The organism is Rhodanobacter sp. LX-99 (genome assembly GCF_018599185.1).
Classification (GTDB): domain Bacteria; phylum Pseudomonadota; class Gammaproteobacteria; order Xanthomonadales; family Rhodanobacteraceae; genus Rhodanobacter.
The window spans coordinates 919374-943061 of sequence record NZ_JAHFVL010000001.1; the positions used below are offsets into that span (position 1 = coordinate 919374).

Here is a 23688-nt window from a genome sequence, read left to right on the forward strand (position 1 = left end):
CGCCGTTTTCATCATGCGAACCGGCTCAATGCGAGGCGGCTTTCGGGGCGTCCTTGGCCGTCCACTGCTTCAGCCAGGCGTTCACCGCGTCGTGCCACTGCACGCTGTTGTGTGGCTTCAGTACCCAGTGGTTCTCGTCGGGGAAATGCAGCAACTGGCTGGGGATGCCGCGGCGCTGCAGCGCGGTGAACGCGCCCAGGCCCTGGGTGTCGGGGATGCGGAAATCCTTGGCGGAATGGATCACCAGCATCGGCACGCGCCAGTCCTTGACGTGGTTGAGCGGGTTGAACTTCTCGTAGTTCTCCGGGTGCTCGTACTGGGTGCCGCCGTTCTCGCGCTCCTCGAACCACAGTTCCTCGGTGTCGTAGTACATCGCGCGCGCATCGAACACGCCGTCATGGTCGACCAGGCACTTCCACGGCTGGTTCCACACGCCGGCGATCCAGTACACCATGTAGCCGCCGTAGCTGGCGCCGAGCGCGCAGGCGCGGTCGCCGTCGAGGAAGCTGTACTTGTCCAGCGCGGCCTTCCAGCCCAGCTTCAGGTCTTCCAGCGGCTTGCCGCCCCAGTCGCCGGAGATCGAGTCGGTGAACGCCTGGCCATAGCCGGTGGAACCGTGGAAGTTCACCGTCACCACCGCGAAGCCTTGGCCGGCGTAGGTCTGCGGGTTCCAGCGGTAGCTCCAGCCGTTGCTCATCGCGCCCTGCGGGCCGCCGTGGATGATGAACGCGACCGGGTAGGTCTTGCCCGGCTGGTAGTCGACCGGCTTCACCACGTAACCCTGCACGGTCTCGTTGTTCCAGCCCTTGAAGGTGAAGAACTCGGCGTCGCCCACCTTCGCGTTCTTCAGGTCCGCCGCGTTGAAGTGGGTGACCTGCTTCAGGCCGCTGCCGTCGGCGGCGGCGAGATAGACGTCGGCCGGCCGCTTCAGATCGTCGCGAGTCAGCAGCAGCTTGCCGGCAGCCAGCGAGAAGCCGCCCACCGTGCCATCACCGACCAGCTGGCTGACCTTGCCGCTGGCCGCGTCGATCGCGAACAGCGGGTGCTGGCCATTGTCGTCGGCGGTGGCGTACAGCGTCTTGCCGTCGGCGGAAACCGTCAGGCCGCCGGGCGAGCGATCCCAGTTCGGATCCACCTCGCGCTTCGCGCCGCTGGCCAGGTCCAGCGCCATGATCGCGAAGCGGTCCGCCTCGAAGCCGGGGGTCTTCATCGCCAGGTAGTACAGCGTCTTGCCGTCCGGCGAGGCCACCGGGTAGGCATCCCACGCCTTGTTGTCGGCAGTGAGGTTCCGCGGCGCGGCCGAGCCGTCGGCCGGCACGCTGTACACGTCGAAATTGGTCGACCACGGCTCGCTGCTGCCGGCGATGCGCGCGCCGAAGTACACGGTCTTGCCGTCCGGCGCGAAGCCGAACTCGCTCTCGTCGCCGAACGGCTTGCTCGGCACGTCGCCGTCGATGCCGCGGCTCAGCAGTTTCGGCTCGCCGGCGATCTGGCCCTTGCCGTCGAAGCGGGCCACGAACAATTGGTTGCGCCGACCGTCGGCCCAGGTGTCCCAGTGCCGCACGAACAGCTTGTCGTAGAGCGTGCCGCTGGCCTTGTCCTTCGCGCGCGCGTCGGCGCGCTGCTGCGTGCACGCAAGCGTGGCGCAATCGGTGAACACCTCGTACGACAACAGCACCTGCTTGCCATCCGGCGACAGCTTGTAGCCCCCAACGTCCAGCACCCCGTGGCTGACCTGCACGGCTGGAGCATGCTTGGCCAGGTTCAGGGCGCCCTTGGCGTCCAGGTCCACCCGCCACAACTGCGCCACGCCCTTGGCCGGCGCCACGAAATACAGGCTGCGACCATCCGCCGACCAGCGTGCCGAGCCGCCCTTGTCGACCACCTTCACCGGCTGGCCGCCCTTGCCCAGGTCCAGCACATAGATCGCGCTGATGCCCTTGTTCGCGTCGTAGTCGGTGCTGCGCACGCCGAACGCCGCATGGCGCCCATCCGGCGACAGCTGCGGGTCGCTGACCCGATCCATCATCACCAGGTCGCGCACGTTGAACGCATGCGCGCCCTCGGCCTTGACGAAGCTGGTATCCACGACGTCGCCCGCCATCGCGGGTGCCGCCACCAGCGCGAGCAGCAGCGCGGCAATCAGAGGTTTCATGGGAGTCCCTTGTGCTGGTTGAAAAGGCGACGGTACGGGGCGAGCCTGCAACAGGCAAGACTGGCGATACCCAGAGCGCGGCTACCAGGATTGATTCAAGCGAGTTTTTCAGCGCGCACCGGGTCCGAGTGGCCCGGAATGAGCGGTCACGCTGAAAAGTCAGTAATTCATGACTTATCTCATCCAAAGTCCTATATTCGCGACATGACCAAGGCCACAGCCACGCTGCAACTTGCTCGCCAACTCGGCGACGCCTTGCGTGCCGAACGCAAGCGCCTGGGCCTGACCCAAGCTGCACTGGCGCGTCGCGCCGGCATGACCCGACAAAAGCTGATCCAGGTCGAGCAAGGCAAGCCTGGCGTGGCACTGGCCGCTTACGCCGCCGCCATGGACGCGCTCGATCTGGTGCCAGCAGTCAAGCCTGCCGAAGTCCGCATCGAGGAATATCCGCAGCTCAAGCGGTTGACCTGGAATCGTCCCGGCGCGGAAGTGCTCGCCGAACGCGACGCCCTGGCCATCTACGAACGCCACTGGGATCTGGTCGACGTCGACCAGATGACTGCGCACGAGCGCATCTTGCTGCAGCGGCTGGTCGACAAATACGGCCAAGGGGTTCTGCATGTTTGAGCGCCCCCGCCATCAAAAAGTCGCAAAGCTCCTGCGCAGCATGGACGGCGAACTGTTGACGCAGGCGAAGTGCTATTTCGGCGGCGGCACGGCGATCACGCTCAAGTTGGGCGAGTATCGCGAGTCGGTCGATATCAATTTCCTGTGCTCGGACAAGGACGGCTACAGGCTGTTGCGCAACGCAATCACGCCGCCGACCTTGGGTGCGGCACTCCGTTCGCCGGTAAAGCATCTTCGCGATGTGCGCACTCAGCGCGACAAGATATCCACGTTTCTGGAAGTCGACGGCGTACCCGTCCGAGTGGAATTCGTACTGGAAGGACGCATCGCCATAGATGGCGCCCTCGACCCTGACCTGGGCGTACCGGTACTTGCCCGCGACGGCATGTACGCCGAAAAACTGCTGGCCAACGCCGACCCTGGACCGCTCACAGATGAGCCGCGACCTGATCGACTTGGCTATCATGATCCAGGCGTGGGGCCGATACCGCCGGGCGCCCTGAAAAAAGCGGAAGGCGCCTATGGCCGCTCCACCTATGACCACTTCGACCGGGGACTGGAACAGCTGCGCGATGACCGCTATCGCGACGAATGCCTGAAAGCCATGGCAATGACGCCCAGCCTGGGCGCCGGCATCATTGCTACGCTCGATGAACAGCAATCGCGCCAGTCCCGCCCGTAGATGCTCCTTGGATGTGGCAATCAGATCTCATAGAGAGACCCTTGGTGGCTAAGCGATGACGGTAAGCGCCCCGCCCGCTACGGGCAGGTCATGGCCATCCAGCTCCGCCGCGATCCAGAAACAATACGTTACCATCTCTACCTAAACGCGGACGCCACCCCGAGCTACCGGCAACGAGTATTGGACATGCAAGCAGGCCCCGTCGTGTCGCTAGTCGTCCCTTTCTACAACGAGGGCGCCGGTGTTGACATATTCCTTAAAACTATCGATGCCACGCTCACAAGCCTCGACTCGATTTCATTCGAAATCGTCTGTGTTGACGACGGCAGCAAAGATGACACGCTCGCGCGACTGCTCTCGGCATCACAATCCGATTCCCGGATAAAAGTCATTGAGCTGTCGCGAAACTTCGGCAAGGAAGCGGCCTTGACCGCAGGCCTGGATGCAGCGATGGGCGATGCGGTGATCCCGATGGATGCAGATCTTCAGGATCCGCCCGAATTGATCATACAGATGATCGAAAAGTGGCGCCTTGGCGCTGACGTGGTGCTGGCACGGCGCATTGATCGCCACGGTGACTCAATGGCGAAACGTGGTACCGCAAACCTGTTCTACAAGATCCATAACCGCGTTTCCCACGTGGAAATACCCGCCAACGTAGGCGATTTTCGACTGATGAACCGTGCCTCCGTCGATGCCTTGAAGCGCCTGCCCGAGCGACAGCGATTCATGAAAGGCATGTTTGCATGGATCGGATTTCGCACTGAAGTGGTTGACTACACACGTCCGGCAAGATCCATAGGCTCAAGCAAGTTCACCGGCTGGAAACTGTGGAATTTCGCACTCGAGGGGTTCACCAGTTTCAGCAGCGCACCACTGCGCATATGGACCTACATTGGTTCATTCAGTACGTTGTTCACACTTGCCTACCTGATATTCACTGTCATCCGAACGCTGGTCTATGGCATCGACGTGCCCGGTTACGCCTCGTTGTTGGTAACCATTCTGTTTTTTGGAAGCCTGCAACTGGTCAGTGTCGGAATCCTAGGCGAGTACATTGGCCGGATATATGCCGAATCAAAGCAACGCCCGGTATACGTAGTGCGTCGGGTCTACGGTGGCAGCCGTGAACCCTGAAGCCTATGTGGAAATGGCAACCACGGAATCCAGACACTGGTGGTTCCGCGCGCGTCGAAAAATCCTCGAACACGTCATCGGGACCATGGGGCTGCCACGTCCAGCGCGCATTCTAGAGGTGGGCTCGGGAACCGGTGGCAACTTGGCGATGCTATCCCAGCATGGGAGCGTGAGCGCCCTCGAAATGGACGAAAACGCCAGAAAGCTTTCATCCGAGAAAACCCAAGGGCGATTCACCATACGTGCCGGCAACTGCCCGGACGACATACCTTTTCAGGGCGAGCAGTTCGATCTCATATGCATGTTCGACGTACTCGAACACATCGATGAGGATGTGGAGACGCTTGCCGCTCTCCGAAAACACCTCGCGCCGGGCGGGCGAATGCTGATTACCGTGCCCGCCTACCCGTGGATGTGGAGCGCGCACGATGTCTTCCTGCACCACAAGCGTCGTTATACCGCCCGAGTTTTGCGCCACGTTTTCAACGAGAGCGGCCTGCACATCGACAGGATCACCTATTTCAATACGCTGCTGCTGCCGCTGGCGGCACTGGCGCGATTGAAGGACCGAATCGTCTCACGCAAAAGATCGTCCGGCACAGGAATCCCATTGCCGCTCATCAATTCGATCTTCTACGCCATTTTTTCCAGCGAACGGCACATGCTGACGAGCTTCAACCTTCCTGCCGGCGTCTCGCTGTTGGGCATTGCCCGTGCAAACTGAAAGGTGGCGACGACCACCCTGGTTCATGCGACTCATGCGATTCGGCATCACCGGGCTGATGGCAACCGGCATCCACGTGGTTGTCGCCGTGACGCTGATCACCCGGCTGAGCATGCTCCCTTATATGGCCAATCCGATCGCATTTCTGACCGCAACCGGGTTCTCCTACGCCACCAACACGCTGTGGAGTTTTTCCAGTCGAATGAGTCGCCCTACTCTATTGCGCTATGCATGCGTCTCCCTGTTCGGCTGTCTCGCCACCATGGCAATAGCCGCTGCCGCCGAAGCCGCACATCTGGACTACCGTATTGGAATATTGCTGGTGATCGCGTTGGTCACGCCGGCCACCTTTGCGCTGCACAGTCTCTGGACCTACCGATCGGCCCGCTGACTTCATCGCAGCCGCACCATACCGCTCCGCATCGACCAGCGCCGCCCCGCACTAAACTCGCTCATTCAAGCGACGACCGCCATTACGCCAATTTGGCAAGGTCATGCATACTTGACATTTGGACAACCGCAGATAGCCACGCATGGCCACTTCCGCCCCCACTCCCGAAAAGCATTGGCGTTGGCTGTTGGCGCTGTCGGCCGTCACCCTGCTGGCGCTTGCGCTGCGCTGGTACTACGTAAGCACCGCACAGGTGCTGAACCCGGTACGTGGAGACGCCACGCAGTACTACGCATATGCGTGGAACCTGGCAAATCACGGCATCTTCGCCAAAGACGCTCCGGGTGCCGCACTACTCAGCCCCGACAACTATCGCGACCCCGGCTACCCCTTATTTTTAGCGCTCTGGATGAAGATGCTGGGTGCAGGGGATGCCTGGTATGCCGCCGTCTTGTTATGTCAGGCGCTGCTGGGAGCGCTGACCGTTACCCTGGCCACCCAGCTTGGCAAGCAATGGCTACCAACGGGCTGGGCTATCGCCAGTGGTTTGCTGATGGCCGTTTGGCCACACAGCGTCACGATCAACGGCTATCTGCTTACCGAAACACTGTTTGGATTTCTGTGTGCGCTCGGTTTGCTGTTGTTCGCTCGAGCATGCCTGCGCGGAAGCATTTGGTGGGCAGCCGCCGCGGGTCTGGCACTGGGTGCAGCAACGTTAACCAACGCCGTGCTGCTTCCGTTCGGCATCCTGCTGGCGGGTTTCCTGGCGTGGCGTAAACTCGCTCCCCGAAAAATTTGCGTAGCGCTGGCGGTGGGGGCGCTGCTGCTGCCAGGGGCTTGGGCCATCCGCAACACACAGATCCCTGCCCCAACTGCCGGCAATTCGTCGAAAGACCGCGCGTTGCAGAACTTCGCACAGGGTGCATGGCCGAATTTCCACGACGCGTATCGGGATTCAATATTCGGCGATGCCATTACCCAAGCACATGCACGCGATACGCTGCACACCGTCGACGAGGAATACGCTGCACTACGGGACTCGCCCATGGATGGCGCCAAGACAATCATGCGGCGTTTTGGTCAGCACCCTTGGCGGTATGCCGCTTGGTACCTGCTTGAGAAGCCTCAAGAGCTGTGGGGCTGGGGTGTCGTCATTGGGCAAGGGGATATTTATGTCTACCCGACCAGAAACGCACCGTTCCAGATCAGCCCGCCCTGGATCGCGCTGGCCGCGGTTTGCCACGCCCTCAACCCGCTGCTGATGTTGCTGGCATTGGCAAGCTTGCTGGCGCCGTGGCTACGTCGACATAGTGTACTGGGGCAGGGCATGCAAGCTGGTCACACCTCGCTGATCTCGGTGACCTGCCTGCTGACGTTCGCAACGTTGGTCTACACCACGTTGCAAGCCGAACCGCGCTACTCCATACCGTTCCGAACGTTCGAGATGCTGCTGGCCGTTACTACTCTTTGTGGGATCACTACCTGGCTGCAACACAAACACGCCAGTGAACAAGCCACTGTCACCCCCACGACGTAGAGACACTGGGGGCGAAAATCATCGCCACGACATGTTGCGAGCGTGATGAAACGCACGTTACCAAATTACGATTGGTACAAAACGTGCCTGTCTCCGGTGCACTCACAGGGGAGTTCACCATGTTGCGCCAGCGCATTTCCGCCGGTTTCACCTTGATCGAATTGATGATCGTCGTGGCGATCATCGCGATCTTGGCCGCCATTGCCATTCCAGCCTACCAGGACTACCTCATCCGTGCGCAGGTCACTGAAGGCATGAGTTTGGCGAGTGGCGCCAAAAGCGCCGTATGGGATTTTGTTTCCAACACTGGGCGACTTCCCGCAACCAACCAGTCTGCCGGTCTCGCTAAGAGCACTTTGATTACCGGCAGTTATGTTTCCAGCGTTGACTTGGCTCCCGCAGGCCAGATCACGGTGGCCTTCAAAGCCCCCCGAGCAAACCTGAGCATCCAGAACCAGGTCTTGATACTTTCGGCGGTTACCCATGCCGGCAGTATTACGTGGACTTGCACACCTAGTACATTAGACAACAAGTATCTGCCCTCCTCTTGTCGCAAATAGTTGTTAATAAGCGACACTGCAGCACACACAAACTGACAATCAGCGTCACTTTTTGCCTGTTTTTGACATGCTTCTACAATGTCGAACAAAGTCACAATTTCCGAATCCATTGGGGTATCGTCGACGTCGCTTGCGGGCTTTCGTGACGACGGGCACAATCCCTAGGCCTACGGTTGTGAGGGAATACACTTGCGGCAAACGTGGCACATAAGCTGCTTGACTTTGCCGCGAGCTTCCTGGTCGTTCCGACCATGCGTATGGGGTCCGATCCCGTCTAGGGGGATACGGGACTGGGACTCAGGGGGCATCACACGGTTAGCTAACCAATACAGAGGAACCACCATGAAGAGCATGCAGAAAGGCTTTACCCTGATCGAACTGATGATCGTGGTTGCGATCATCGCGATCCTCGCCGCCATCGCCATCCCGGCCTATCAGGATTACCTGGTTCGCTCACAGGTGTCCGAGGCTGCGACCTTGGCCGATGGCTCCAAGACAGCGATCTCCGAGTATTACTCCAACCTTGGCTCATTCCCCGGTGTCCAGGCATCGGCCGGCCTTCCTGCCGCGACCGACATTAAGGGCAAGTATGTGACCTCAGTTGATGCCACCACTAATCGCGGCATCATCAAGGTAACATTCGGCAACAGCGCAAACGCCAACATCTCTGGCCTGTTCTTCGGCCTGTCGGCGATCACCCACGCCGGCTCGACCGAGTGGACCTGTGCGAACGCCACATACACCACCATCAACCCGAAGTACCTGCCGACCTCGTGCCGCAAGTAATCGCATCCTTCAAGTGATGATCCCGAAGGGCCGCCCTGTGCGGCCCTTCTCTTTTGATCCGGAACGGTTATGCGATCTCGTGCTGGCACCTTACTTATCCTGCTACTCACTGGTGTGACCCTCGTCATCGCCATCTGGGCCTATCGCCCGGGCCTGTACGGCGGTTTTCTGTTCGACGATTTCGGTAACCTGCCGACGCTGGGAGCCGGCGGCCCGGTGGACAACTGGCCGATATTCTGGCGCTACATCACTTCCGGCATCGCCGACCCCACGGGACGCCCACTGACGCTACTGACGTTCCTGCTTGACACCCACGACTGGCCCGCGGATCCGTTCCCGTTCAAGCGCACCAACCTGATCCTGCACCTGCTCAATGGGGTCTTGCTTTACGTCTTGCTGGCTCGACTGGGTCGCTTGCTGGGCCATGAAGACCTGCGCAGCCAGACAGCCGCCGTGCTGGGGGCAGCACTCTGGCTGCTGCATCCCCTGCTGGTCTCCACCACGTTGTACATCGTGCAGCGCGAGGCCATGCTGCCGGCCACGTGCACCATGGCCGGCCTGCTGCTCTGGCTGCACGGCCGCCATCAATTGGCTCAGGGCAGAACCGCGGCCGGACTGACCTGGAGCATGCTGGGCCTGGGAGGCTTCACGGTGCTTGGGGTGCTGGCCAAGGCCAACGGCGCCTTGCTGCCGATGCTTACCTTGCTGATCGAGCTGGTTGTGCTCGCCCCACGGCACGCCATGCACCACGGAGGCGCGCGGCAAGCGTATCGCTTGGTACTGCTCGCCTTCGGCATTGTCCCTTCAGCCGCCATCCTCAGCTACCTGCTCTGGACCGGCCTCCATGGCGCGCTTGCCGATGGCCCGGTCGGATTTCGTCCATGGGGTGTCGGCCAGCGCCTGCTCACCGAGCCGCGCGTGCTGCTGGACTACCTGCAATTGTTGTGGCTGCCACGCCCGTTCTCCAGCGGACTTTTCAATGACCAGTACGTCGCCTCGACCTCGTGGCTGCAGCCAGTCACCACCCTGCCCGCCATGTTGGCCGTGTTCGGCCTGGTGGGGCTTGCCTGGTGGCAACGCCGGCGGCACCCCGCGCTCGCCTTGGCCATACTGTTCTACTTCGCCGGCCAGTTGCTAGAGTCCACCTCGATACCGCTGGAGCTCTATTTCGAGCATCGCAACTACTTGCCTGCCTTGCTGATGTTCTGGCCGCTCGGTCTGTGGCTGGCCGATGCGCGCCGCCTACGCCTGTTCAAGTACACCTTGATGCTGGCGCTGCCGCTGGGCCTGGCCTGGATGACTCACGCCCGCGCCGAACTATGGGGCAACGTGCACAACCAAGCTTTGCTGTGGGCCAGGATCAACCCCGATTCGGCACGCGCCCAAACCAATGCCGCGCAGATCGAGATGCAGGCCGGGCAACCGCAAGCGGCCATACGGCGCCTGGAAAAGCTGCTCGCAAACCAGCCAAGCCAGGTGCAACTCGCCTTCAACCTGATCGGCGCGCGCTGCATGACCGGCGGCATCACAGCTACCGATCTCGCTGCAGCGCAACTCGCCATGCAAGGCACACCGAATACCGGCACCCTCTTCGCAAACTGGTTCGAGCGCACGCTGCCTGTGGCGATGTCGGACGGGTGCCCCGGGTTGACTGCACAAGGCCTGCAGAAGTTGATCGACACCGGGCTTGAGAATCCGAAACTGTCCGCTGCCGGGCCGCAACAGGATCTGACCTACCTGCGCGGCAAGATCGCGCTCGCACAGGGCCAGCCGGATGTGGCTCTGGCCGCTTTCACCCGTGCGCTCGACCTGCAGGTACGACCGGGCATGGCCCTCGAAGCTGCCGCGACCCTGGGTCGCACCGGCTACCCGTCACACGGCCTGCGCCTGCTTGACCATTACGAGGCCGTCAGTGGAAATACTATGAAACCCGACTTCGGCATGCCATGGCTGCATGCCTGGATACTCAAACGCCAGCATTACTGGCAACATGAACTGGATCACTTGCGGCATCAGCTCACCCTCGACGCCGAGGCGGGCTCCGGGAATACTTCCAGTCATTCCCTCCAACCGGGTGCCCCAGCTTGACGGACTTCCTTCGCCGCTCACCGTGGCGTCTCCTAGCGCTGCTTGCCGCCTTCGCCATCACCCTGCTCGTGTACTGGCCGGGGCTCTCCGGCGGCTTCCTGTTCGACGACTACCCCAACATCGTCGACAACAAAGGCGTACAGCCACACGATGCCAGTCTCTCATCACTGGCCGGCGCCGCGCTTTCCTCGCCGGCCAGCGACTTCAAGCGTCCGTTGGCCTCGTTGAGCTTCGCCATCAACTATCTGGCAACCGGGCTTGATCCCTACTGGATGAAGCTGACCAACCTGCTGATCCATCTGCTGAACGGCTGGCTGGTATATCTGCTCTCACTGGCGCTGCTGCGATCCGATCCCGCCCGCAAGCATCCGCGCGCCTCCCTCGTTGCCGTGCTGATCGCCGCCGGCTGGATGCTGCTGCCGATCAACCTCACCGCCGTGCTGTACGTGGTGCAGCGCATGGAGAGCATGGCCAACCTCCTCGTACTACTGGGGCTACTCGGCTACGTCGCCGGTCGCCACCACATGCTGACCCCACCTTGCCGGAAAGGACCGCGCTGGGGTGGCTTCATCCTTTGCGCGGCCAGCATCACTGTACCGACCGTCTTCGGCATCCTGGCCAAGGAAACTGCGGTGATGCTGCCCTTGTACGCTCTGCTGATCGAATGGACGCTATTTCGTTTCGGCGGACCACGGGAAACGTCACTATCCTCGGTAGAGCATCAAACAGGGCGTTCACGACGTCGAGATCTGCGCCTGATCGGCCTGTTCCTTCTGGTCCTCGCCCTGCCGATGGCTTTGGGATTGGTCTGGCTGCTGCCCGGCGTGCTGAAACCGGAAACCTGGGCGGCACGCGACTTTACTCTCGGCACACGCCTACTCAGCGAAGCACGCATCGTCACCGACTACGTTGCGTGGATCCTGCTGCCCACGCCAAACGCGCTGTCGTTCTACCACGACGATTTCCGGATCTCAACCGGGCTTCTGACGCCGTGGAGCACGCTAGTAACCATCGTAGTTCTTGCCGCCCTGATCGCATTGGTATGGTGGCTACGCCCACGTCGCCCGCTGGCCGCGCTCGGCATCGCCTTGTTCCTCGGCTGCCAGCTGCTTACCGGCACCATCCTGCCCTTGGAGCTGATCTACGAACATCGCAATTACTTCGCCAGCTTTGGCTTGCTGCTGGCAATCACACCGCCGCTCGCTGTTCCGCGCAGCCAGCCATTCGCGCTGCCGCGGCATACACTGCTTGCCGGGCTTCTGCTGTGCTGGACAGCACTCACTGCGATGACGGCTTACGCCTGGGGCAATCCTCTACGATTGGCCGAGGATCTGGCTTCGCGTGCGCCGCAATCACCGCGGGCCCAATACGAACTGGGCCGCACCTACATCATTTATTCGCACTACGACCCTGCCTCACCCTTCACCAAGCTAGCCTATGCGCCGCTGGAAAAGTCTGCGTCACTACCCAACTCATCGATCCTGCCGGAACAGGCGCTGATCTTCATGAATGCTCGCATGAAGTTGCCGCTGAAGGATGCCTGGTGGGACAGCATGATTGCCAAGCTGCAAGCGCACAAGCCCGGCGTACAAGATGAAAGTTCACTCGGCGCATTGACTCAATGCGCACGCGAAGACCGTTGCAAATTGCCCAGTGGGCGCATGATGGATTCGTTCATCGCCGCACTGGCGCACCCCAATCCTAGCGCCCGTCTACTTGCCACATACGGCGACTACGCTTGGAATGTGCTGGATGACCACGCACTCGGAGAACGCATGACTGAAGAATCCGTCAAGACTAGCCCGGACGAACCTGCCTATCAGATCACTCTGATCCGGATGCTGATTGCGCTGGGCAAAACGGACAAGGCGAGGGATGCCTACCGACAACTGGAAACACTGAACATCGGTGGTCGCCTAGACAGCAGCTTGGCAGAGTTGCAAGTCCAAATCCCTCCGTCTACAACCAACCGCATGCCGGGCATCGAGTGAAAGGCAGACTGGCACGAAGCAGTCTGCAAACGAGCGCTCTACTTGGTTTGCGCATACTGACGCAGGCGGCCGTGCTGGTGCTTCTGACACGGCTCCTAGGGCCACGCATCTATGGCAGTCTCGCCGCGGTGGCATCGCTCGCGGTTGTGCTTGGGTTACTGCCAAACCTCGGCGCAGGCTTCGTAATGCTTGCGCGCAACACAAACGATGACTCTGGAACCGCTGATGTATGGCGTTACGCATGGCCCATGACGGTATTGCTTGGTTTATTTCTATTAGTGGCTTACGTCATCGCGGCTGGTTACATCACTCGTCCGTCGTTATCGATGCATATCCTGTTGGCGCTGGGTGCTTCCGAATTGCTGCTGACACCGTTCACCATGCTGTTGAGCTTTGCGTTGCAGGCTCGTGAGAGGGTACCGCTGAGTCAAGCTGTGCAATGGTTGCCGCTGGGCCTGAAAATAGTGGCCACGTTACCGTGTTTCTGGTTTGTGGACGAACAGCGGCTCTCTGCGTACGCCACACTTCAGCTATTTGCCTCGATGCTTGGCGCTGGACTCGGCCTATGGATCACCCGTCGATACGTCAAGCTCGACTGGCGGCCACGCCGTGCCACACTGCATGAGTTCCGTGAAGGTGCGTCCTACGCTGCCATGAATCTGGTCGCGGCAAATCCATCCGAACTGGACAAGATCATCGCCGTGCGTGCAATAGGCACCCACGACGCTGGTGTCTACGCCGCTACCTCACGCGTGATGGCGGCGGCAGTGACGCCCGTATTCGCTATGTTGCTTGCCTCGCAGCCGCGCTTGTTTCGTCACGCTCGCGAGCCGACTCGCGAGGGGCGCCGGCTGATCTATCTGATATTGATACTGGCACTAGCCTGGGGGACGGTCAGCGGGCTTATGCTGACCTTGTGCAGCCCGCTGCTGCCCTGGCTATTCGGCGAATCTTTTATCGGCACAGCCAAATTGATGCCTTGGCTGGCTGCGGTCGCTCCGTTTTTGTCGCTACGCCTTGCGGCCGGCACCATACTTGTCGCACGTGGACGACCTGGCGAACGGATCGGCTTCGAGCTGTGCGGTGTGTTTGCCTTGGTTGTCGGCATGCTGGTGCTGACGCCACATTTTGGAATCCGGGGGCTTGCCATGGCGCTGGTCATTGCCGAACTCAGCATGGCTGTGATCGGCTGGTGGCTGGTCCGTCATCACTTGATTCGCAGTGCAAAAACAATGTGGCAGAACGACGACTAACGTTTTCCAAAAGCAATTCGCGCGCCATGCCACAACGCCTTGCACGGAGTGAATGAGTGGAAGCGAATCGAACGCATTAGTGCGCGAGCGACCAGCATGATTGCGCGTAGCACATATAGCACACATGCATCGAGAGGAGTTTTTGCAAGCTTGTGGGCCAGTATTAAATGTGCCGCCACCATAGACGCCTCATAGAACGGCGAACCCAGTCCACTGCTCGCGGCTCCTTCATGTTCGACCAGTGTTTCATCGATATGCTCGACAACAGCCGACTGCAGGGTGAACCGCCACCCCAACTCCCAATCCTCGCCGTACATGAAAAAATCTTCATCAAACAAGGGCAATTCGATCCGATCCGTAGCGACCAACATGCAACAACCGCTGGCATAGGGAAAAAAGCCTCGTCGTGGTCGCCACGACAACAAGCCCGTCAACCGATGGCAATAGGCTCGACCAAGGATAAGACCTCCATGATTGATGTTGGGGAAGGCAAGCTTCGCCACCGGGTTCACCGCAAGTGCGTCGACAAGCTTGGACAGGCCACCCGGCAACAAACGCGCATCGTTGTTGATCAGCAGAACCCACGCACCCGGAAAAAACTTTGCGCAATGCTCCAAGGCGCGGTTGACCCCTGCCGAAAAGCCGAGATTGACAGCACTTGTACGTATATCGAGATGCTCATCGTCACCGAAGGCGACACGAATCGCATCGACCGACATGCCACCATCGGCTGAGTTGTCCCATACGACAACCTTCGATACACCCTCATCAAGCAGTGACTGGATACAACGAATACTGCGCCCAGCATCCAGGTAGTTCAGTAGAAGGCCGACAACTTGTCTGCTCATTCGTGTAGCTTACGGGCAGTGACAACCAATTCCTCAGCCGCAGTCGCTACCGCGGTAGCCCGCAGGTCAACCAGGTTCGTCGACAACACTGGAGCATCGGCCTTTTCTTGCCGCACCAGCTCGCGAGATGCCCGAAGGATATAGCCGGCTCCACGACCACGACGACGAAACCGGATATTCGAAAAGCCCGCTTCAACCAACATCGCCCTGAGAGCCTTCGCAGAAAATATCGTGAGATGCCGAGGCGGCTCCAACCCCCTCCACGACCTGCCGAATCGGTGATGCCCCAAGCTCCGCACGTTGGGCGTGGCAAGCCATATGGTTCCATCGGTATGCAATAGCTTGAACACCTGTTTCAAGAAAATTCGTGGATCGTGCACATGCTCGATGACATGCGATGCAGTAACTACATCGAATGATGCTGCCCCATAAAAGGTATCCAGCGTACCGATATGAACATCCAATCCACCTCGCCGGACGGTTGCGGCAGCAAGCGGGTCAGGCTCAAGCCCCATGACCTTCCATCCAGCCGCCTTTGCCCGCAGCAGGAACACTCCATTACCACAGCCAACATCCAGCAGGCGCCCCGGATTTACGGGCAGATGCCGGTAGAAAAAATCGAGTTGCTGGCGTAGTGGAAGCGCTAACGGAAGCAAAAACCTTCCGGACGCCAATGCCGGTGAGCGCTGCGAGCCGTAACGCGCGTTCATGTAGCCATTGGCCAGCTTCCAGAACACCGAATGACCGTTGTCATCGGCATACGCCGACGTGCCCGAGCCATGCGTGTAATAGGACGCATATGCCTTGCCGATGGATTGCAACGTTGGCCGTGGGTCGAGAAACAGACTGCCGCATGCGCAGCAATCACGCAGGCTCCACTCTCCCGGTACACCCTCCAATTGATCGTGCAATCCTTGATAACGATAGCCACCTGACGCGGCGCCACACGCGGGGCATGCCGGCACGACCTCCAGCTCGCTGGCACTCCAGCAGGCCGCGCTCTGCAAATCAGACATGACTCATCCCTTTTCCCGTAACCCGTCGATAGACATCCAGATACGCGGCAATTGCCTGCGCCTCACCGAAACATGCGATCGCACGCTGGCGCCCAGCCGCGCCCATTCCTACGCATAGGGAAGGATCGGCAAGCAGCCGCCTGGCATGGGCCGCCAATTGCTGTATATCGTCCACCTCCGTCAGAAGCGCCGTCTTGCCTTGCAGGCAAACCTCGGCAGTTCCAGAGCTATCGAACCCAAGTACCGGCAATCCACACGCCATAGCCTCCAAAGCAACATAACCAAAAGACTCATAACGTGTGGGAATCAGTGCCGCATCGACTGACCGATACAACTCAGGCATCCGCTCCAGAGCCATTCGGGGCAGCAACTTCATGTTCTTTGGCAAACTAGCTATATCGAAGCTGGTACGCAGCCCGCCGATGCAATGAATTTCGAATTCCGCCCCAAGCAAAGAGGCGATCGTGGGGAGTAGGTCGGCACCTTTCCAACGTGATGGATTACCCACAAAAAGAAGGCGGAACGACCTGTCGGTCGGCAATCGGCCGTACCCATGGTCAATAGCCGCATCCGCCGGTGAAAAGCGTTCGGTATCAACCCAGTTGTGAATCACCGTCACCGGCTTGACCATATCCGCCCGCATGGCGGTAGCGCAGTACTCACTAACGGTCACGACGGCATCGGCAACCGCGTAGGAGCGCCTGGCCCAGCGTTCGCAAAAAAAACGATGGTAAAGCGCTTGGGGCAACCTGCGATAGGGCGCGAAATCGGGATGGGCAACATACTGATGCTCTGTCACTACCAAGGGAATCCCTGAACGCTTGAAAGCAAACCCCTGCCAGCTGCCCGCATGCACCAAGTCGATATCAGATGGTGCAGCCACTTGCTTTAAACGCCACGGCATAAGCTCGTAGCGATGATCAAACCATTGCAGCAAAGGCTCATGCCCTGCTTTGCGTAACGCCTCGGCCAGTCGCAGCGTGAACACATCAGCACCACTGCCGGCACGGATCGCAGGCAACCAGACACGCAGCCTTTCAGATGATCCTTCTGGAACCGTAATCATGACCAGAACCGATAAATCAAGGTCGGAACAATGCGGCACCACGGTACTAATAAGCCATCTGGGATCTTGCGCAAGACGCGGGTTGTCGCCGCCTGTGGTCGTTCGATCTCGAATGTTGCACGCAAGGCGTCGATACAGAGATTGCTGTACTTGAATCCTGCTCCCGCAAACAAACCCTCCAATTGGCCCAATTGCAGCGGCTCACAGTCATACGCTCTGCCTCTCCCCATCGCACGCAAATACGGCGTACGCCATGCATGTGGCAACCAGCTGAGAAAGGCGAGCTTGTAGTGCGGCTCGACCAGCATCCAGCGGTTGGGTACGGCGAGATAACCCACGCCACCGGGGCGCAGTACACGATGCAGTTCCGCCAGATGCGCACGCTGCGCCTGCTCGTCGCCGACATGTTCGATGACATGATTGGTCAGCACGACGTCGAAAGACTCATCGGTGAACGGCAATCGCGTGTCTTGCACTTGGTGGTAACGATAGCCCTCGGTAACCAGTCGGTTGTCATGGACGTCCACCGCATCGATATCGCAACGCAACCGTGGGTGCGTACCGAAGTAATGGGCGATGCCCCCCGAGCCCGTGCCAACTTCAAGCATGCGTATCGGCTGCGGGCGATTGGCCAGATCCAGCAGTCGCTCGATCTTCAGGCCCTTGAAACAACGTGATGGCAGATCGAGTACAGCGTGTGGCTGACGCACCATCGACGTGTCGCTTACGTCACTGCCATGGTTGTTCGATGGGGTATCAGACATTTGGCGCACCCAGCAGCTTGCGCAGGCGTTCGCCGAAGGCCGGCCACGCCTTGCCGGCTGCGAAATCACGGCAGATGGCTGTAGTCGAGCCATCGCTTGTCTGTGCAAGCTGGCGAATCACCGCCTCGCCCAAACTGCCGTAGTCACCCGTTTCGATCAGGGTGCCGGTCCGTCCATCCTGCACCGCATCGGACACACCGCCTACTGCAAAGGCAATGGTGGGCAAACCGTGTGCCGCCGACTCCAGCGCCACCATGCCAAAGCCTTCCACATCGCCAGGCAACTCAAGTACGGGGAAGATGTGAAGGTTGGCAGCCTGGTAGGCCGCGCCAAGGGTTGCCTCGTCACAGCGTCCGAGAAAGCGCAGGTTCCTCTCGACGCCAGCATCGCGGGCCGCGGCGAGGATGCGCTCGCGCTCCGAACCTGTCCGCGTATGCAAGGCATCACTGGCCTCGTCACCGATGACCACAAGCAGTGCTTCCCGATAATGGGAAACAATGATCGGCAACGCTTTCGCCACGAACTCGGCCAGTCCCTTGCGTTGGGTCAACCGCCCCACCGAAAGCAACAGCGGCCGCTGCCCGAAACCATGGCGCTCGCGAAAATCACGCGCCGCCTTGGCATCCAGCTCGGGCAAATCGGTCCCCGGATGCAGCACGTGCAATCTGTCAGACCGCACGCCGTTACCATGTGCCAATCGTGCCGTGTTTGCGCTATTCACCAGAGCCAGGTCACAGCGCCGGATGAAAGGCAGCCATAACCATTGGTACGCGCGACTGGGCGCCACGACGTCGAGTCCGTGCAGATAGACGGCCGCCCTGCCCCCGGCACATCGCGCCGCCAACCAGGCAATCGGTGCGGTGAGACCGCTGCCGGCAATGACCCATTCGGGTTTGCGTCGCCATGCCAAGTGAACTGTGTGCCACAGGGCGGCGACCACAAACGCCGGCAACGGCTTTACCCTGCTTTGCCTGACTTCCGTTTCCGGCGGCACGTATTCAGCGCACCCGGCCGGCCCGCATAGCGCAGTGCGCCAAATCGGCCGCAATGCGGCAAGCAGATGCTGGTTGACCTTTTCCATGCCGCCGAGCAGCGGCGGAAAATTACGCGTCACCAGCAACGCCAGCGGACTTGATTGACGGTCGTCAGGCATCGCGTCGATACATCAACCCGGTGATCTGCTCGGACACCAAGCCGATCAGGAACACGATCACCGCGGCGCTCCACAGCAGCGTGCTGCCGTTGGTCAGGCGGCCTTCGTGCACGAACGTCCAGGCATAGTTGGCGCAACCCATCAGGAAGAACACCACGCTCGCCGGCACGAACAGCTTCAGCGGCGAGTACAGCGTGGCGATCTTGAAGATGATCAGCAGGAAGCGCAGGCCGTCGCGCAGGGGCCTGATGTGGCTTTTGCCGACGCGCTGGGCGGCCTTGATCGGGACGTAGGCGACCGGGTAGGCGCTGCGGAAGAACGCCATGGTGCTGGTGGTGGGGTAGCTGAAGCCGTTCGGCAGCAGGTGCAGGAATTCGCGGAACTTGTCCGCGCGCGCGGCGCGGAAGCCGGAGGTGAGGTCGGCGACCTGGTGGCCGGTCATGCGGGTGGCCAGCCAGTTGTACATGGTGTTCGCCAGGCCGCGGCCCACACCGGCCTGGCTGCCCCAGCCGCGTGCGCCCACCACCATGTCGTAGCCGCGGTCCAGCTGGTCGAGCAGGCGCTTGATGTCGGCGGGGTCGTGCTGGCCGTCGCCATCCATGAAGACCAGGATGTCGCCGGTGGCGGCGCGGGCGCCGCGCTTGATCGCCGCGCCGTTGCCCATCGAGTACGGCGATGACAGGCATTCGACGCCGCTGCTCTTGCAGATGCCGCGGGTGTCGTCGGTGGAGCCGTCGTCGACCACGATGATCTCGGCCTCCGGATGGGCGACGCGCAGGCGCGGCAGCAGGACGGCCAACGCGGGCGCCTCGTTCTTGGCGGGCAGGATGATGCTCAGGCGGTTCAACAGATGGCTCCCCGTGTGAAGGGGGATCATAGCGTGAAGGCTGGGTAGAGGTTGAGGACGGGGTCGGGGTTTGGAGGGAACGCCTGGCTGCGCTCTGCTCCCGCCAGGGAGGGCTGGCGGGGTCGTTCTTGGGCAGAGGGCAAAGGCGCTACCCCATCACCTGAAGGACTCCCTGTGGTCGCCAACCTCCCCGGGGACCGAAGGAAGCTCCTGCGGGACAAGCCAGGGTAAAGAGAAGGCCGAGCAACAGCGGACGAGCGCAGTTTGTGCACCGCATCACCCTGCTGTCTCCAAGCTGCAGGGAATGGGTGACCTGCGCGCCGGACTGCGGTAGATTCAACAACATACAGGGGCAAGGTCGAGTAGGTTATGTCATCTCAATTGCAACCGTCGCTCATGGGCTTGTCCGGCATGGCGCGCCGGCTGGTGTCGGAAGGGGTGATGCCGGAGGACGTGGTCCGCAAGGCCATGACCGACAGCGGCCAGCAGAAGGCCACGCTGGGGGCCTGGTTGCTGGACCACAACCTGGTCGACGGCGCCGAGCTGACGCGGATCGCCTCGGCCGAGTTCGGCATGCCGATGATGGACGTGAGCGTGCTGAACCCGGCGACGATGCCGCTGGACCTGATCAGCGAGGCGCTGATCACCAAGCACCAGGCGCTGCCGCTGTTCCGCCGCGGCAAGCGGTTGTACGTGGGCATCGCCGATCCGATGCAGTCGCATGCGCTGGACGAGATCAAGTTCCACTCCAACTGCATGGTGGAACCGATCCTGGTGGAACGCGGCTCGTTGCAGCGGGTGATCGAGAGCCTGCTCAACAATCTGCGCAACACCATGCCCGACATGGGCGGCGGCGAGCTGGACGAGCTGGACATCGAGGTCGGCGACGACGAGGCCGAATCCACCGGCGTCGACGCGAACGCGAACGACGATGCGCCGGTGGTGAAGTTCGTCAACAAGATCCTGGTCGACGCGATCCGCCGCGGCGCTTCGGACATCCATTTCGAGCCGTTCGAGACCCAGTACCGCGTGCGCCTGCGCATGGACGGCATGCTGAAGGCGGTGGCCAACCCGCCGATGAAGATGGCCAACCGCATCTCCTCGCGCATCAAGGTGATGGCCCAGCTCGACATCGCCGAGAAGCGCGTGCCGCAGGACGGCCGCATCAAGCTCAACCTGTCCAAGACCCGCGCGGTCGACTTCCGCGTGAGCACGCTGCCGACGCTGTTCGGCGAGAAGATCGTGCTGCGCATCCTGGACGGCTCGTCGGCAAAGATCGGTATCGAGAAGCTGGGCTACGAGCCGGACCAGCAGAAGCTGTACGTCGACGCGATCCACAAGCCCTACGGCATGGTGCTGGTCACCGGCCCCACCGGCTCGGGCAAGACGGTGTCGCTGTACACCGGCCTGAACATGCTCAACACCGCCGAGCGCAATATCTCGACGGTGGAAGACCCGGTGGAAATCCGCGTCGAGGGCATCAACCAGGTGCAGCAGAACGTGAAGCGCGGCATGACCTTCGCCAGTGCGCTGCGTTCGTTCCTGCGCCAGGATCCGGACGTGATCATGGTCGGCGAGATCCGCGATTTGGAGACCGCCGAAATCGCGATCAAGGCGGCGCAGACCGGCCACATGGTGCTGTCCACCCTGCACACCAACGATGCCGCGCAGACCATCTCGCGCCTGATGAACATGGGCATCGCGCCGTACAACATCACCTCGTCGGTGACCCTGATCATCGCCCAGCGCCTGGCGCGGCGCCTGCACGAATGCAAGAAGCCGATCGAGCTGCCGCCCAAGGTGCTGCTGGACGCCGGCTTCACCCAGGCCGACATCGACGCGGGGTTGACCATCTACGAGGCCGTCGGCTGCGACGGCTGCAACGAGGGTTACAAGGGTCGCGTGGGCATCTACCAGGTGATGCCGATGCTGGAGGAGATCCAGAAGATCATCCTGCAAGGCGGCAATGCGCTGCAGATCGCCGAGGTGGCCAAGGCCGCCGGCATCAACGACCTGCGCGCGTCGGCCCTGCTCAAGGTGAAGCAGGGCCTGACCAGCCTGACCGAGATCGACCGCGTCACCAAGGAATAAGCGGCGGATTCTGGGACCTCCGTTGCATCGAACTTGCGTCCGGCGCCACGGTTTGGCGCCGTAAAAATGACATAAGCTGTATCAATACCTTGCCAGCCGCCCGCAAAGGACGGCTCCGGGACTGGACCACTGGGGGAAGATGCGCATGGCCACGGCTACCGCAACGAACATCAACAAGGCGCGTGAGCTCGGTGCCCAGCGCGCCGAGGTCAGCAAGCTGACCACGTACGAGTGGGTTGCGCTGGACAAGCGCGGCAAGCGCATGAAGGGCGACATGCCGGCGAAGAACGCCTCGCTGGTCAAGGCCGAATTGCGCCGCCAGGGCATGAACCCGCAGACCGTGCGCGAGCGTGCCAAGCCGTTGTTCGGCGCCAGCGGCAGTACGGTCAAGCCGGGCGACGTGGCCGTGTTCAGCCGCCAGATCGCCACCATGATGGCATCCGGCGTGCCGATGGTGCAGTCCTTCGACATCATCGCCGACGGCCAGAAGAACGTCCGCTTCAAGAACATCCTGCTCGACGTGAAGCAGAACATCGAGGGCGGCGCGGCATTGCATGAGGCGCTGGCGCGCTACCCGGTGCAGTTCGACGAGCTGTACTGCAACCTGGTGCACGCCGGCGAAACGTCCGGCGTGCTGGATACCGTGCTGGACACCGTGGCGACCTACAAGGAGCGCACGGAGGCGATCAAGAAGAAGATCAAGAAGGCGCTGTTCTACCCGATGATGGTGCTGGCCGTGGTGTTCATGGTCTGCCTGATCATGCTGCTGTTCGTGGTGCCGGTGTTCGCCAAGACCTTCCAGGACGCCGGCGCCCAGCTGCCCGCCCCGACCCAGCTGCTGGTGACCGCCTCGGAGTTCATGCAGAGCTACTGGTGGGTGGTGATCGGCGTGATCGGCGGCAGCATTGCCGCACTCATCATCGCCAAGAAACGTTCGGTGAAATTCGCCCACTTCCTCGACCGCATGGCGCTGAAGATGCCGGTGATGGGCAATATCGTGCGCAACTCGGCGATCGCCCGCTTCGCCCGCACCCTGGGCGTGACGTTCCGCGCCGGCGTGCCGCTGGTCGAGGCGCTGGATGCGGTGGCCGGCGCCACCGGCAGCGTGGTCTACGGCGATGCCGTGAAGCAGATGCGCGACGACATCTCGGTCGGCCACCAGCTGCAGCTGGCGATGAAGCAGACCGGCCTGTTCCCGAACATGGTGGTGCAGATGACCGCCATCGGCGAAGAGTCCGGCGCGCTGGACAACATGCTGTTCAAGGTCGCCGAGTTCTACGAGGAAGAGGTCAGCAACGCCGTCGACACCCTGTCCACCCTGCTCGAACCGATCATCATGGTCGTGCTGGGCACCCTGGTCGGCGGCATGGTGATCGCCCTGTACCTGCCGATCTTCAAGCTCGCCGGCACGTTCTGATTCCTGACATTGCTGATGCTTGGGGAATCAAGCATCGCGGCAAACCCGCACCCCTCTCCCGAAGGAAGAGGCGCTTTCAGAAATCCCGCACCTGCTTCTGGAGCCCCTCTCCCCTCGGGAGAGGGGTGGGGGAGAGGGTACGCTCGAGCGATGGACCCCAAGCCGCCACTACCCACGCACACGCTCAATACGGCGAAGTCGCTGCGAACCGCAGGCACTGATGCGGAACACAAGCTGTGGTACCACCTGCGTGCGCGACGCCTGAGTGGATTCAAGTTTCGCCGTCAACATCCCATACCGCCCTACGTCGTGGACTTTTACTGCGATGAGCTCAAGTTGGTCATCGAGCTGGACGGTTCACAGCACAGCGAAGAAATCGACAACACGCGTACACATGCTCTCGAACGTCAGGGTTTGCTTGTCCTGAGATTCTGGGACAATCAGGTGTTGCAGGAAACCGACGCGGTGCTCGAGGCGATTTTGACCGTCGCGCTTGACCGTACCCTCTCCCCAACCCCTCCCCCGACGGGGGAGGGGCTTTAGAGCAAGGCCGAC

21 protein-coding genes are annotated in these 23688 nt (G+C 61.1%); 14 read left to right on the forward strand and 7 right to left on the reverse strand.

What is annotated here, in order from left to right:
- Window positions 1-25: 25 nt before the first annotated feature.
- On the reverse strand, window positions 26-2155 hold the full coding sequence (locus tag KK131_RS04510) for a S9 family peptidase (protein WP_214555500.1): 2130 nt from the start codon (window positions 2153-2155) through the stop codon (window positions 26-28).
- Window positions 2156-2293: 138 nt separating this feature from the next.
- On the opposite strand from KK131_RS04510, the gene KK131_RS04515 reads away from it, so the two are divergent.
- The 11 genes from KK131_RS04515 (at window position 2294) to KK131_RS04565 (ending at window position 13931) form a co-directional block, all read left to right on the forward strand.
- Window positions 2294-2782 carry a helix-turn-helix domain-containing protein gene (locus KK131_RS04515; RefSeq protein ID WP_214555501.1) on the forward strand — a complete coding sequence of 163 codons (489 nt, stop codon included), beginning with the start codon at window positions 2294-2296 and terminating at the stop codon, window positions 2780-2782.
- The gene (locus KK131_RS04520) at window positions 2775-3464 is read left to right on the forward strand and encodes a nucleotidyl transferase AbiEii/AbiGii toxin family protein (RefSeq protein WP_214555502.1); all 690 of its coding nucleotides are present in this window, start codon (window positions 2775-2777) and stop codon (window positions 3462-3464) included. The genes KK131_RS04515 and KK131_RS04520 overlap by 8 nt, the downstream gene beginning before the upstream one ends.
- Window positions 3465-3554: 90 nt before the next feature.
- The gene (locus tag KK131_RS04525) at window positions 3555-4601 is read left to right on the forward strand and encodes a glycosyltransferase family 2 protein (RefSeq protein ID WP_250887061.1); all 1047 of its coding nucleotides are present in this window, start codon (window positions 3555-3557) and stop codon (window positions 4599-4601) included.
- Window positions 4591-5325 carry a class I SAM-dependent methyltransferase gene (locus tag KK131_RS04530; RefSeq protein ID WP_214555503.1) on the forward strand — a complete coding sequence of 245 codons (735 nt, stop codon included), beginning with the start codon at window positions 4591-4593 and terminating at the stop codon, window positions 5323-5325. Before KK131_RS04525 ends, KK131_RS04530 begins: the two co-directional genes overlap by 11 nt.
- Before the next feature lie 34 nt (window positions 5326-5359).
- Complete coding sequence (locus tag KK131_RS04535; protein ID WP_250887060.1) at window positions 5360-5716, forward strand: GtrA family protein; 357 nt, start codon at window positions 5360-5362, stop codon at window positions 5714-5716.
- 142 nt (window positions 5717-5858) lie between these two features.
- A complete protein-coding gene (locus tag KK131_RS04540) occupies window positions 5859-7253 on the forward strand; it encodes a glycosyltransferase family 39 protein (protein WP_214555505.1) in 1395 nt (464 codons plus the stop codon).
- A gap of 119 nt (window positions 7254-7372) precedes the next feature.
- The gene (locus KK131_RS04545; RefSeq protein WP_214555506.1) at window positions 7373-7813 is read left to right on the forward strand and encodes a pilin; all 441 of its coding nucleotides are present in this window, start codon (window positions 7373-7375) and stop codon (window positions 7811-7813) included.
- A gap of 342 nt (window positions 7814-8155) precedes the next feature.
- Window positions 8156-8599, forward strand: a complete 444-nt coding sequence (locus KK131_RS04550; protein ID WP_214555507.1) for a pilin — start codon at window positions 8156-8158, stop codon at window positions 8597-8599.
- Between the two features lie 114 nt (window positions 8600-8713).
- Window positions 8714-10687, forward strand: coding sequence for a tetratricopeptide repeat protein (locus tag KK131_RS04555; RefSeq protein ID WP_345777214.1), 1974 nt, complete (start codon window positions 8714-8716; stop codon window positions 10685-10687).
- On the forward strand, window positions 10684-12678 hold the full coding sequence (locus KK131_RS04560) for a hypothetical protein (RefSeq protein WP_250887059.1): 1995 nt from the start codon (window positions 10684-10686) through the stop codon (window positions 12676-12678). Before KK131_RS04555 ends, KK131_RS04560 begins: the two co-directional genes overlap by 4 nt.
- A 71-nt stretch (window positions 12679-12749) precedes the next feature.
- A complete protein-coding gene (locus KK131_RS04565) occupies window positions 12750-13931 on the forward strand; it encodes a polysaccharide biosynthesis C-terminal domain-containing protein (RefSeq protein ID WP_214555509.1) in 1182 nt (393 codons plus the stop codon).
- Here KK131_RS04565 and KK131_RS04570 read toward each other — a convergent pair.
- From KK131_RS04570 to KK131_RS04595, 6 genes are read right to left on the reverse strand one after another with little or no spacing between them, the layout of a single operon-like run.
- Complete coding sequence (locus KK131_RS04570) at window positions 13928-14779, reverse strand: glycosyltransferase (protein WP_214555510.1); 852 nt, start codon at window positions 14777-14779, stop codon at window positions 13928-13930. The two genes, KK131_RS04565 and KK131_RS04570, sit on opposite strands and share 4 nt — an antisense overlap.
- Window positions 14776-15795: a class I SAM-dependent methyltransferase gene (locus KK131_RS04575; RefSeq protein WP_214555511.1), complete on the reverse strand. Its 1020-nt coding sequence runs from the start codon at window positions 15793-15795 to the stop codon at window positions 14776-14778. The genes KK131_RS04570 and KK131_RS04575 overlap by 4 nt, the downstream gene beginning before the upstream one ends.
- On the reverse strand, window positions 15788-16861 hold the full coding sequence (locus KK131_RS04580; protein WP_214555512.1) for a glycosyltransferase family 4 protein: 1074 nt from the start codon (window positions 16859-16861) through the stop codon (window positions 15788-15790). Before KK131_RS04580 ends, KK131_RS04575 begins: the two co-directional genes overlap by 8 nt.
- Window positions 16858-17625: a class I SAM-dependent methyltransferase gene (locus KK131_RS04585; RefSeq protein WP_250887058.1), complete on the reverse strand. Its 768-nt coding sequence runs from the start codon at window positions 17623-17625 to the stop codon at window positions 16858-16860. The genes KK131_RS04580 and KK131_RS04585 overlap by 4 nt, the downstream gene beginning before the upstream one ends.
- Window positions 17618-18778, reverse strand: a complete 1161-nt coding sequence (locus tag KK131_RS04590; RefSeq protein ID WP_214555513.1) for a glycosyltransferase family 4 protein — start codon at window positions 18776-18778, stop codon at window positions 17618-17620. The genes KK131_RS04585 and KK131_RS04590 overlap by 8 nt, the downstream gene beginning before the upstream one ends.
- Entirely contained in the window at window positions 18771-19625 is an 855-nt protein-coding gene (locus tag KK131_RS04595; RefSeq protein WP_214555514.1) for a glycosyltransferase family 2 protein, read from the reverse strand. The genes KK131_RS04590 and KK131_RS04595 overlap by 8 nt, the downstream gene beginning before the upstream one ends.
- Before the next feature lie 369 nt (window positions 19626-19994).
- Here KK131_RS04595 and pilB point away from each other — a divergent pair, with 369 nt between their 5' ends.
- From pilB to KK131_RS04610, 3 genes are all read left to right on the forward strand, one after another.
- Window positions 19995-21716 (forward strand): type IV-A pilus assembly ATPase PilB, encoded by a 1722-nt coding sequence (gene pilB, locus KK131_RS04600; RefSeq protein ID WP_214555515.1) that lies wholly within the window; start codon window positions 19995-19997, stop codon window positions 21714-21716.
- Window positions 21717-21861: 145 nt separating this feature from the next.
- Window positions 21862-23133: a type II secretion system F family protein gene (locus tag KK131_RS04605; RefSeq protein ID WP_214555516.1), complete on the forward strand. Its 1272-nt coding sequence runs from the start codon at window positions 21862-21864 to the stop codon at window positions 23131-23133.
- A 150-nt stretch (window positions 23134-23283) separates the two neighbouring features.
- A complete protein-coding gene (locus KK131_RS04610) occupies window positions 23284-23676 on the forward strand; it encodes an endonuclease domain-containing protein (RefSeq protein ID WP_214555517.1) in 393 nt (130 codons plus the stop codon).
- Window positions 23677-23688: the final 12 nt, after the last annotated feature.

Excerpts from the sequence above, each read along its gene's own strand:
- KK131_RS04510 (WP_214555500.1), bottom strand. The coding sequence starts at position 2,155 with ATGAAACCTCTGATTGCCGCGCTGCTGCTCGCGCTGGTGGCGGCACCC.
- KK131_RS04575 (WP_214555511.1), bottom strand. The coding sequence starts at position 15,795 with ATGTCTGATTTGCAGAGCGCGGCCTGCTGGAGTGCCAGCGAGCTGGAG.
- KK131_RS04580 (WP_214555512.1), bottom strand. The coding sequence starts at position 16,861 with ATGATTACGGTTCCAGAAGGATCATCTGAAAGGCTGCGTGTCTGGTTG.
- KK131_RS04610 (WP_214555517.1), top strand. The coding sequence starts at position 23,284 with ATGGACCCCAAGCCGCCACTACCCACGCACACGCTCAATACGGCGAAG.
- pilB (WP_214555515.1), top strand. The coding sequence starts at position 19,995 with ATGTCATCTCAATTGCAACCGTCGCTCATGGGCTTGTCCGGCATGGCG.
- KK131_RS04570 (WP_214555510.1), bottom strand. The coding sequence starts at position 14,779 with ATGAGCAGACAAGTTGTCGGCCTTCTACTGAACTACCTGGATGCTGGG.
- KK131_RS04585 (WP_250887058.1), bottom strand. The coding sequence starts at position 17,625 with ATGTCTGATACCCCATCGAACAACCATGGCAGTGACGTAAGCGACACG.
- KK131_RS04590 (WP_214555513.1), bottom strand. The coding sequence starts at position 18,778 with ATGCCTGACGACCGTCAATCAAGTCCGCTGGCGTTGCTGGTGACGCGT.
- KK131_RS04520 (WP_214555502.1), top strand. The coding sequence starts at position 2,775 with ATGTTTGAGCGCCCCCGCCATCAAAAAGTCGCAAAGCTCCTGCGCAGC.
- KK131_RS04515 (WP_214555501.1), top strand. The coding sequence starts at position 2,294 with ATGAGCGGTCACGCTGAAAAGTCAGTAATTCATGACTTATCTCATCCA.
- KK131_RS04540 (WP_214555505.1), top strand. The coding sequence starts at position 5,859 with ATGGCCACTTCCGCCCCCACTCCCGAAAAGCATTGGCGTTGGCTGTTG.
- KK131_RS04605 (WP_214555516.1), top strand. The coding sequence starts at position 21,862 with ATGGCCACGGCTACCGCAACGAACATCAACAAGGCGCGTGAGCTCGGT.
- KK131_RS04525 (WP_250887061.1), top strand. The coding sequence starts at position 3,555 with ATGGCCATCCAGCTCCGCCGCGATCCAGAAACAATACGTTACCATCTC.
- KK131_RS04550 (WP_214555507.1), top strand. The coding sequence starts at position 8,156 with ATGAAGAGCATGCAGAAAGGCTTTACCCTGATCGAACTGATGATCGTG.
- KK131_RS04545 (WP_214555506.1), top strand. The coding sequence starts at position 7,373 with ATGTTGCGCCAGCGCATTTCCGCCGGTTTCACCTTGATCGAATTGATG.
- KK131_RS04535 (WP_250887060.1), top strand. The coding sequence starts at position 5,360 with ATGCGATTCGGCATCACCGGGCTGATGGCAACCGGCATCCACGTGGTT.